This window comes from Micromonospora sp. LOL_013 (assembly GCF_048060315.1).
Classification (GTDB): Bacteria; Actinomycetota; Actinomycetes; order Mycobacteriales; family Micromonosporaceae; genus Micromonospora_E.
Window position 1 is genome coordinate 20,284 of sequence record NZ_JBHMIQ010000055.1, and the last position, 9,434, is coordinate 29,717.

A 9,434-nucleotide genomic window follows, 5' to 3' on the forward strand; every position below is an offset into this window, starting at 1 on the left:
CGTGCCGCCCACCGCAGCGGGCCGTTCACCGGTCGATGTCGTCGCGGGCCTCGGCCGATCTTGCTTCCAGTAACACGATGACCTCGTCGAGCCGGCCCGCCTCGTTCAGCGCGGCCCGCCGGGATCGACGCGCGGTGTTGAGTCCGAAATCGAGGTACGCCGGCAGTAGGTGGGGCGCACGATCGCGCAGCGCCCGCAGGTGAGCCTCGATCGTTCCGACGTCCGCACGGCGTACCGGCCCGGTCAACGCGTGGTCGCCGTGCCGCAGGGCGTTTTCCATCGAGGTACGCGCCAGCGGGGCCAGCACGAACCCGGGGTCCGGCACGCCGGCCGCCATCAATGCCTCCATCGCCGCGGCCAGCAGGGTGATGAGGTTGTTCGCACCGAGGACCAGCGCGGCGTGGTAGAGGGTACGGTCCTCGTCGGCAATCCACACCGGAACGCCCCCCACGTCGCGCACCAGTTCCTCGGCGAGTGGCCGGTCATGCGGTCGGGTGGTGACCGCGTACGCCAGACCGGCCAGATTGTCGGCATCGGTCGGGAGGCCCGGAAAGGTCATCGCCGGGTGGACGGCGATCGGTACGGCACCGGCCTCGGTCGCCGGTGCGAGAACCGCCAAACCGCACGCACCGCTGACATGCATCACGATCTGCCCCGGCTGGAGCAGACCGCCATCCGCCAACTCGGCGGCGACCGATCCGATAGCGTCGTCGGTGACGGATAGCAGGAGTATGCCCGCGCTCTTGGCGAGCGTGGGTACGTCCCGCAGCGGGGTGTCAGGAAGGACGTCGGCTGCCCGCTGGCGGGACGCCTCGGACCTCGCGTTGACCCCGACGAGCTCGTATCCGGCGCGGAGCAGCGCCAGTCCGAGAGCGGTGCCGACCCGGCCGGCACCGATGACACCGACCGGCCGGTCCATCATCGTCGGCACTCGCATCCCTCGCTTCGACCGAGTTCATGATCGGCGGCGAGTAGCCCCCGAATTACATTCGGCAACACCGTACCGGACGTCGGTGGGGTACGTCAGCGACCGCAGGTGGGGCGCTCGGATCAGGTGCCGGCGGTACGGAACGACGAAGATCCATCCCGCACCGCCGATCGCCTTACCGTCACAAGATCGCGTACAGCAGTCCGACGGCGATCATGAAGGCAATGACGCCACTCGCCGGGCCTTCGGTGCGTGCGACGAACAGGCCGACAGCCGACCATCGCGGCACCGCCGAGGATCACCGCCCACCTGTGAGTCCTGGCAGCGCGCAAGCATCCCATGGCGCTGAAGTTGACTGCCGCCGGGCGGTTCGGCCACCATGGCGGGACGCATCCCGGAGGCGTCTGATCCGAGGCGCGGGTGCGACATCATGGATGTCGAGGATCGAAACAGCGCGATGGGCTGCAGCGAGTCCACTGAACGGTCGGGTGTGGTGGGTGAGTGGCTGACACTCCTCCACCGCCCCGTCAGTTGTTTGCTTCAATCAGGAACCTGGTCTTGACAGTGGATTGCTGTGGTGGCTTCATAGACCGGTCCTTTTTTGTTTGCGCGGAATGTGAGAGATCTGTTCATGTCTGGGGAGCGGTCGCTGTGGGCGCACAGTCCGGGTAGGAACAGCGGTCGCTGGCATCGACTTGAAGATCATTTGCGGGGGACCGCTGAGCTGGCCAGGCGATTCGCGTCGCCGTTCGGCGGCGGCGAGTTGGCGTACTGGCTGAGCGCACTCCATGACGTCGGGAAAGCGTCCTGCGCCTGGCAGGATAAACTGACGAAGGTCGCCGACTCCGGTCGGCCGGTCGGCATCGACCACAAGTCATTGGGGACCCGGATCGCGCATGAGCGCGGGCTCGGCGGCTATTCGGCTGCGATCTTCGGCCATCACGGCGGGTTGATCGACACCAGCACGTTGGGGAAGGCGCTCAAGCAGGGATTCAGCCGGGCGCAGGACGTCACCTCGGCTGAGGACGAGCTGCCCCGACTGTTGCCCGATCTGCCAGCCGACCTGCGGCACACCATTCCCGACGCGTGGCTGCAGGACCAACTCGTGGGGGAGATGGCGCTGCGGCTGTGCTACAGCGCCCTGGTCGACGCCGACGGTCTCGACACCGGCGCGCACTTCGACGGCCTGGCCGCGCCCCGGGTCCGCGCCGACGCCGACTTCGGCCACCTGTACAAGCTGTTCGAGCAGCGCCGTACTGCCATGCTGGAGCAGCGCCGAGCCACCATGCTCGCCGCCGGCAAGTCGTCCCCGGTGGACGACCTGCGCGAGCAGGTCTACGCCCAGTGCGTCAGCTTCGCCGACCAGCCGCCGGGGATCTACCGGCTGCCCGCGCCGACCGGGGCCGGCAAGACGCTCTGCGCCGCCGGGTTCGCGCTGCGGCACGCCGAGAAGAACCAGCAACGACGCGTCATCGTCGCTGTCCCGTTTCTGACCATCACTGGGCAGAATGCCGCCGTCTACCGTGGCATGCTCGATGAGCCCGGCGCCGAGCCGGTCGTCCTGGAACACCACAGCCAGGTCAACTTCGAGGACGCTGCCACCGGACGGTGGGGCCGACTCGCCGCCGAGAACTGGGACGCACCGTTCGTCGTGACCACCTTCGTTCGCCTCTTCGAGTCGCTGTTCGGCCGTCGGCCGTCCGCGGTGCGCCGGGTGCACCGGCTCGCCGGGTCGGTCATCGTCCTCGACGAGGTGCAGGCCCTGCCGCACGACATGCTCGTCCCGATCCTCGACGGGCTGCGGCTGCTGGTGCGGCACTTCGGCACCACCGTGCTGCTCTCCTCGGCCACCCAGCCCGAGTTCTGGTCGCTGCCGACCCTGAACGGCGTGGACTGCACCGACGTGCTGACCGACGTGCCCGCCGTCGCCAGCCAGCTCAAACGGGTCCGCTACGAATGGCAGCTCGACCCCGCCCCGACCCTCGCCGACATCGCCGACCGGGCCGCCGACGACGTCGCCGCCCCCGCTGGCCGGCCGCCCGCCGCGATGGTCGTCGTCAACACCACCGCCAACGCCCAGTCCGTCTTCGACACCTGGCGCGACGGCGGCGACCTCGACCACGCCCGGCACCTGTCCACCCGGATGTGCCCGGCGCACCGGCAGCGCGTACTCGAAGACGTCCGTGACCGGCTGACGAACGACGAGCCGGTCCTGCTGGTCTCCACCCAGCTCATCGAAGCCGGCGTCGACGTCGACTTCCCGACCGTCTACCGGGCGATGGCCCCCGCCGACTCGCTGCTGCAGGCCGCCGGCCGGGCCAACCGGGAAGGCCGCCTCGACCACGGCCGCGTCGTCATCTTCGCACCCGCCGACGGCAGCGCTCCGGAGACGTACAAGCGGCTCGTCGGCGCCGCGACCACCCACTTCGGACCCGACCGCGCCGACCCCGATGACCCTGACGCACTCGCCGCCTACTACCGCTCCATCTACAGCACGCTCAACCTCAACGACCCGCAGCACATCGGCCAGCAGATCCAGCGGTCCCGGACCGCCTGGGCGTATGAGACCGTCGCCGACGGGCCGCTCGACGACAGCGGACACCGCGACCGCAAGCGCGCCTTCCGCATCATCAGCGCCGACAGCATCTCGGTGGTCACCCCACAAGGCGCCGGTACGCCCGACGAGCGCGCCGACGTCGAAGAACTCGTCCACCGGGTACGCACCGCACCCGTACCCGACATGCGTGACCTGCGCCGGCTGCAGCCCTACACCACTACCGTCCACCCGGGCGTGCCCCAGCGCGACGCCGGTGTGCGGGCCCTGATGCAGCCGATCCTCGGCTCGGACGTCCGAGTCGGCGCGCTCGTCGAATGGCGCGGCGACTACGACCCGTACACCGGCATGATCTTCGACCCGAAACTGGAGGACTTCATCCTGTGACCACGGAAGTCGTCAACGGGCTGGCCTTGCGCCGCAGCGCCGACGGAGACCTGCCGATCGCCGTCCAGGTCAGCGGCGACGCCGCCCTGTTCTCCCGCCCCGAGCTGAAAGTCGAACGGGTCACGTACCCGGTGATGACCCCCACGGCGGCCGTCGGTGTCCTCGAAGCGATCTACTGGAAACCGGAGATCCGCTACGAGATCGTCGCCATTGAAGTGCTCAAACCCATCAAACAGTTCACCATCCGCCGTAACGAAACCACCGACGTCGCCCCGCTCGCCGACGCCATCCGCGGCAAGCGCCGAGTCGACACCGTCGCCCACCGCGACCAGCGCAACGCCGTCTGCCTGCGCGACGTCGCCTACCGCATCCACGCCCACCTGGTGCCGGCGGTACACGCCGACAAACCCGCCGCCGCCTACCGCGACCAGCTGCGCCGCCGGGTCCGCCGAGGAGCCTGCTTCCAACAGCCCTACCTCGGTACGCGCGAATTCAGCGCCGACTTCAGCTGGCCCGACGACACCCCGCGCGACACCAGCGTCAACGAAGAAGTCGGCATCATGCTGCACACCATCCACCGCGACGGCAAAAACCAACCCCGGATGGAATGGTTCGCCGCCCGCGTCGCCGAAGGCGTCCTGCACGTCCCGCCACGCGGCATGGAAATGGCGCTACCGCCCACTGGCGGAGCCGCCTGATGCTGCTGCAACGCCTCGTCGAATTCGCCGCCACCAGCGACGACGTGCTTCCGCCCTTCTATGGCCGCAAACCCGTACGGCTGATCATCGACATCGACCGGGACGGCGGCTACCGGGGGCAGACCGACACCGCCAGCGACGCCGCCGGTGCCCGATTCGGCATCGAACGGAGCGTGCCGGCCGTCACCCGTACCGTCGGGATCGCCCCCACCCTCGCCGTCGACAACGTCGAATACGCGCTCGGCTGGGTCGCTGACGGCGGCAAAGCCGACCGGATCGGCAAACAGCACGACGCGTTCGTCGAACTCATTCGCGACTGGGCCGAAGCCGAACCCGACGGACCCGGCCCGGCGGTCGCTGCCTTCTACCGCAGCCGCCAACACTACAAGGTGCAGCAGCCGGACAAGTGGGGCCGGGCCGACATGGTCGGCATCCGGGTCGCAGACGAGTACGCCTTCGAGCACGACAGCGCGCGACGCTACTGGGCGACCGTCGCCGCCGGCCGCAAAGGGCTCGGCCGGGCCGGCCGGTGCCTCGTCTGCGGCGAGGTGCGCGACCTGCTCAAGACCATCCCGCAGCAGATCCCGCAGCGGCTGCTGCCCGGCGCCACGCAGGGAGCGTCGCTGGTCAGCGTCAACGAAGCGGTGCACGGCTACGAGCTGACCAAGTTCCTCGGCAACACGCCGATCTGCGTCACCTGTGGACTGACCTTCATGTCGTCGCTGACCGTTCTGCTCAGCGACACCAACCACCATGCGAGCCTGCCCGGCCAGAACGCCAGGCTGACCTGGTGGGTGATCGGCGGCGCGTCGTTCGACCCGATGGGGCCGCTCGACCAGGAGGACGAGAAGACCGCGCTGGACATGATCGTCAGCCCGACGCGCGGTGTCGAAGCGACCGTCGACGACCTGTCGAAGTTCTGCTCAGTCACCGTCTCCGGCAACGTCGCCCGCGTCGTCGTCCGCGACTGGGTCGAAATGCCGCTGCCGGCAGTGAAAGCCAACCTCCGCCGCTGGGTCGACGACCACAAGATCGCCGGCTGGGACGGTAAGCCGACCCTCGTCAAGCTCGTCCAGCTCACCCGGGTCGCCGGCCGGTGGCAGCCCGGCCGGGGCAGCGGCCCCGGCAGCTGGATCAAACTCGGCGCCCGAGGGGAGGACCGCCCCGGCGGCCTCTACCACGCGCTGTGGCGGTCAGCGGTCTTCGGTGCGCCACTGCCACCAAAGATCCTCGCCCACGTCATCGACCGCATCCGCACCGACGGCCGCGTCGACGCCGCCCGGGTCGCCCTGATCCGCCTCGCCGTCCTGCGCCGCCCCGGGCTTCCTCCGTACCACGCAGAAAGGCTGACCCCGACGTTGAACGACGCCAACCGCGACCCCGCGTACCTGTCCGGTCGCGCCTTCGCCGTGCTCGACGACCTGCAACAGGCCGTCTACCGCGCCGCGAACCAGCAGCTCAACACCACCTTCGCCGAACGCTACATGGGCCGGGCCATCACGAACCCGCAGGCGGTGCTGGTCAACGGACGTCGCTCCGCCACCGCCTGGCTGCGACGGCTGCGCGGCCCGCTCGGCAAACCGGCCTGGGCCGGCGCGTACGCCAACCGACTCGACGACATCTTCGCGCAGATCGACGCCGACACCTCGATCCCCAGCTCGGCCATGCTGACGCAGAAGGCCGCGTTCGTCCTCGGCTACCACCACCAGCGCGCCGCGATGCGGGCCGAACGGATCGAAGCCGCCGCCAACAAGAAGAACACCGATCTGCCACCCGCCGACCTGCCGCCCGGTGCGGACGGGACGCCGGCAGCTGACGCACCTGAAGGAGACGCCGCATGAGTGCCGCCCACCTCGACCCCGCCCGCCGGCACGACATCGTGATGTTCTTCGATGTCACCGACGGCAACCCCAACGGCGACCCCGACGGCGGCAACCAGCCCCGCACCGACGACGAGACCGGGCAGGGCCTCGTCACCGACGTCGCCATCAAGCGCAAGATCCGGGACACGGTGGCGCTGATGCGCGGCGGCGACCCCCGGTACGGCATCTTCGTCGAAGCCGGCCACGCCCTGAACACCCGGTCTGACGAGGCGAGAATCGCCGCGCCTGGCGGGATGGACCAAGCCCAGCAGTGGCTCTGCGAGCACTACTTCGACATCCGCATGTTCGGCGCGGTGCTCACCGGCGGTGGAGGCAAGGGCGGCCTCGGCCAGATTCGCGGTCCGCTTCAGGTCGGCTTCGCCCGCAGCATCGACCCGATCCTGCCGGCCGACCACGCCATCACCCGGGTCACCCAGACCCGCCAGGAAGACATCGATAGAGGCGAGCGCACCGAGATGGGCTCGAAGTGGACCGTCCCGTACGGGCTCTACCGGGCACACGCCTTCTACTCCGCGCCGCGCGCCGCGAAGACCGGCGTCACCTCCGACGACCTCACCGCGCTCTGGCGGGCCATCGCCATGATGTTCGACCACGACCGGTCCGCCACCCGAGGCGAGATGAAGCTCTGCGGGCTGTGGATCTTCAGCCACCCCGACGCGCTGGGCGTCGCCCCCGCGGCCAGCCTCACCAAGCGGATCCAGGTAAGCCGGACCAACCCCGACAAGCCGGCCCGCCAACACCTCGACTACCAGCGGACCATCGCCGACACTCCGCTGCCCGACGGCGTCCAGCTCACCACCGCGGTGGACCTCTGGCTGTGACCGACCCGGTCGAGAGCGACAGCGGGATCCGCGAGGTCCCGCTGTCCGCCCTTGAGCACTATGCCTACTGTCACCGGCAGACCGCGCTCATCCACGTCGAACAGGTGTGGGACGAGAGCGCGGAAACGGTACGCGGAGACCTCAGCCACACCGCCGTCGACCTGCCCGGCGTCACCCGCCGGGCAGGTGTCACCGTCGTACGGTCACTACCGGTCGGCAGTGAGACGTACGGGCTGCGTGGCGTCTGCGACGTCGTCGAGTTCACCGGACAGGTCGCCACCCCGGTCGAATACAAGGTCGGCCGGTACCAGGCCGGAGGACCAGCCGAACTGCAACTCGGCGGACAGGCGCTGTGCCTCATCGGCGCCGGATTCGAAGTGCCGCTCGGCTACATCTACTCCGTCGCCGAACGCCGCCGCCACCCGGTCACCATCGACGACACACTGATCGAGCAGGTCATCGAAGCCGCCGGGGCGGTACGGAGAATCTTCGGCACGTCGAAACTCCCGCTCGCCCGCAACGACAAACGCTGCCGGCGGTGCTCCCTGCGCGACGCCTGCCTGCCCGAAGCCACCGATGGGCACAGCCGGCCACTACTCGACCTGTTTACCCCGCGACCACTCGGAACCTGGCGTGACTGAACTGCTGAACACTCTGTACGTCCAGAGGCCGGGCACAAGCCTGCACCTCGACGGCGACACCCTGCGGGCCTTCCACCCCGACGACGAGCCAAAGACCCCGCCCAGACGGGTGCCGCTCGTCCGCCTCGACCACCTCGTCGCCTTCGGCGGAGTCAACGTCAGCCAGGAACTGCAACTACGCTGCGCAGCCGACGGTCGGTCCGTCACCTACCTGACCGGCAACGGGCGGTTCCTGATGCGGACGGTCGGGCCGGCCACCGGCAACCCGCTGCTGCGGCAAGCCCAGCACCGCGCCGCCGACGACCCCCAACAGCGGGTGTCGATCTCCAAGGCCATGATCGCCGGGAAGATCCACAACAGCCGGCAGGTGCTGCTGCGTACCGCCCGGGACAGCTCCGGATTTCGCCAGACCGCACTGCGCGCCAGCGCCGACCTGATCGCCGAACGACTGAACCTGCTGCGCGACGCCACCACCATCGACGAAGTATTCGGCGTCGAAGGAATCACCGCCCGGGACTACTTCGCCGCCATGCCGCACCTGGTCACCAGAAGCAAAGAATGGAAGGTCGCCGGCCGCAACAAACGTCCGCCCACCGACCCGGTCAACTGCCTGCTCTCCTTCCTCTACGGGATGCTGCGCGGCGCCGTGCACGGAGCGCTCGAGCAGGTCGGGCTCGACCCGTACATCGGGCTGCTGCACGGCGTACGGTCCGGCAAGCCGGCGCTCGCGCTCGACCTGATGGAAGAGTTCCGTCCCCTGCTCGTGGACCGGCTGGTCTTCACCCTGCTCAACCGGCGCGAACTGAGCGACAAGGACTTCGATCACCTGCCGAACGGCGCGTACCAACTGACCGACGATGGGCGCAAGAAGGTGTTCACCGCCTGGGAGAAGAGCCGGCAGCGGGCCTGGCCGCACGCGTACCTGCGGCGTGACGTCGAAGGCGCACTGCTGCCGCTCGTACAGGCGCGGCTGCTTGCCCGGCACCTTCGCGGCGACCTGGCCGCGTACCAGCCGTGGACGGTCGCCTGAAATGGACCTGCTCGTGACGTACGACGTCGAGACCACCACCCCGGCTGGTGCCCGCCGGCTGCGCAAGGTGGCGAAGATCTGCGAGGGGTACGGGCACCGCGTCCAAAAGTCGGTGTTCGAAGTAGTGTGCCGGGACGCGGACAAGGTCAAGCTGGTCGCGGCCATCGAGGCGGTCATCGACCCGACCCGCGACAGCGTACGGATCTACCGCCTTCCCGCGATGGCTCTCGACGATGTCGAACACCTCGGACGTCCCCGTGGGCTCGATCCACGCGGCCCGTTCGTGATCTAGTGCCGCGTCAGGCAACGTTGGCCCTGTTGACTACCTCGCGTAGGCGTTCGTCGGCGGCGTGCTTGTTCCGCCAGATGATGTAGCGGCGGATCATGCTGCCCTGCTCGGCGTGGCTGGTGTGGTCGGTGCCGTCGAGGGTGAAGTACCTGACGGCGGCGAACTCGGACTCGTCGGGTAGCCCCGGCGCATTGCTGCGCCGG

8 protein-coding genes and 1 pseudogene are annotated in these 9,434 nt (G+C 69.1%); 7 read left to right on the top strand and 2 right to left on the bottom strand.

Annotated features, from left to right (window positions below):
* Positions 1 to 25: 25 nt before the first annotated feature.
* Positions 26 to 937: a Rossmann-like and DUF2520 domain-containing protein gene (locus ACFHWS_RS26750; protein WP_416556839.1), complete on the bottom strand. Its 912-nt coding sequence runs from the start codon at positions 935 to 937 to the stop codon at positions 26 to 28.
* Between the two features lie 697 nt (positions 938 to 1,634).
* Between ACFHWS_RS26750 and cas3 the strand changes: the two genes are divergently transcribed.
* The 7 genes from cas3 to cas2 are packed head-to-tail and all read left to right on the top strand — an operon-like array spanning position 1,635 to position 9,234.
* Positions 1,635 to 3,869, top strand: coding sequence for a CRISPR-associated helicase Cas3' (cas3, locus tag ACFHWS_RS26755; RefSeq protein ID WP_416569387.1), 2,235 nt, complete (start codon positions 1,635 to 1,637; stop codon positions 3,867 to 3,869).
* On the top strand, positions 3,866 to 4,567 hold the full coding sequence (gene cas5c / locus ACFHWS_RS26760; RefSeq protein WP_416556841.1) for a type I-C CRISPR-associated protein Cas5c: 702 nt from the start codon (positions 3,866 to 3,868) through the stop codon (positions 4,565 to 4,567). The genes cas3 and cas5c overlap by 4 nt, the downstream gene beginning before the upstream one ends.
* Positions 4,567 to 6,408 carry a type I-C CRISPR-associated protein Cas8c/Csd1 gene (gene cas8c, locus ACFHWS_RS26765; protein WP_416569388.1) on the top strand — a complete coding sequence of 614 codons (1,842 nt, stop codon included), beginning with the start codon at positions 4,567 to 4,569 and terminating at the stop codon, positions 6,406 to 6,408. Before cas5c ends, cas8c begins: the two co-directional genes overlap by 1 nt.
* Positions 6,405 to 7,271 (top strand): type I-C CRISPR-associated protein Cas7/Csd2, encoded by an 867-nt coding sequence (cas7c, locus tag ACFHWS_RS26770; RefSeq protein ID WP_416569389.1) that lies wholly within the window; start codon positions 6,405 to 6,407, stop codon positions 7,269 to 7,271. The genes cas8c and cas7c overlap by 4 nt, the downstream gene beginning before the upstream one ends.
* A complete protein-coding gene (gene cas4 / locus ACFHWS_RS26775) occupies positions 7,268 to 7,912 on the top strand; it encodes a CRISPR-associated protein Cas4 (RefSeq protein ID WP_416569390.1) in 645 nt (214 codons plus the stop codon). Before cas7c ends, cas4 begins: the two co-directional genes overlap by 4 nt.
* Positions 7,905 to 8,942: a type I-C CRISPR-associated endonuclease Cas1c gene (gene cas1c / locus ACFHWS_RS26780; RefSeq protein ID WP_416569391.1), complete on the top strand. Its 1,038-nt coding sequence runs from the start codon at positions 7,905 to 7,907 to the stop codon at positions 8,940 to 8,942. Before cas4 ends, cas1c begins: the two co-directional genes overlap by 8 nt.
* Position 8,943: 1 nt before the next feature.
* Complete coding sequence (gene cas2 / locus ACFHWS_RS26785; RefSeq protein ID WP_289212942.1) at positions 8,944 to 9,234, top strand: CRISPR-associated endonuclease Cas2; 291 nt, start codon at positions 8,944 to 8,946, stop codon at positions 9,232 to 9,234.
* A gap of 7 nt (positions 9,235 to 9,241) precedes the next feature.
* Here cas2 and ACFHWS_RS26790 read toward each other — a convergent pair.
* A pseudogene (locus tag ACFHWS_RS26790) lies at positions 9,242 to 9,434 on the bottom strand (hypothetical protein); the annotation flags it as partial.

Bases quoted from the DNA above. Each gene is read 5' to 3' on its own strand.
- cas8c (WP_416569388.1), top strand. From the start codon at position 4,567: ATGCTGCTGCAACGCCTCGTCGAATTCGCCGCCACCAGCGACGACGTG.
- cas2 (WP_289212942.1), top strand. From the start codon at position 8,944: ATGGACCTGCTCGTGACGTACGACGTCGAGACCACCACCCCGGCTGGT.
- cas7c (WP_416569389.1), top strand. From the start codon at position 6,405: ATGAGTGCCGCCCACCTCGACCCCGCCCGCCGGCACGACATCGTGATG.
- ACFHWS_RS26750 (WP_416556839.1), bottom strand. From the start codon at position 937: ATGCGAGTGCCGACGATGATGGACCGGCCGGTCGGTGTCATCGGTGCC.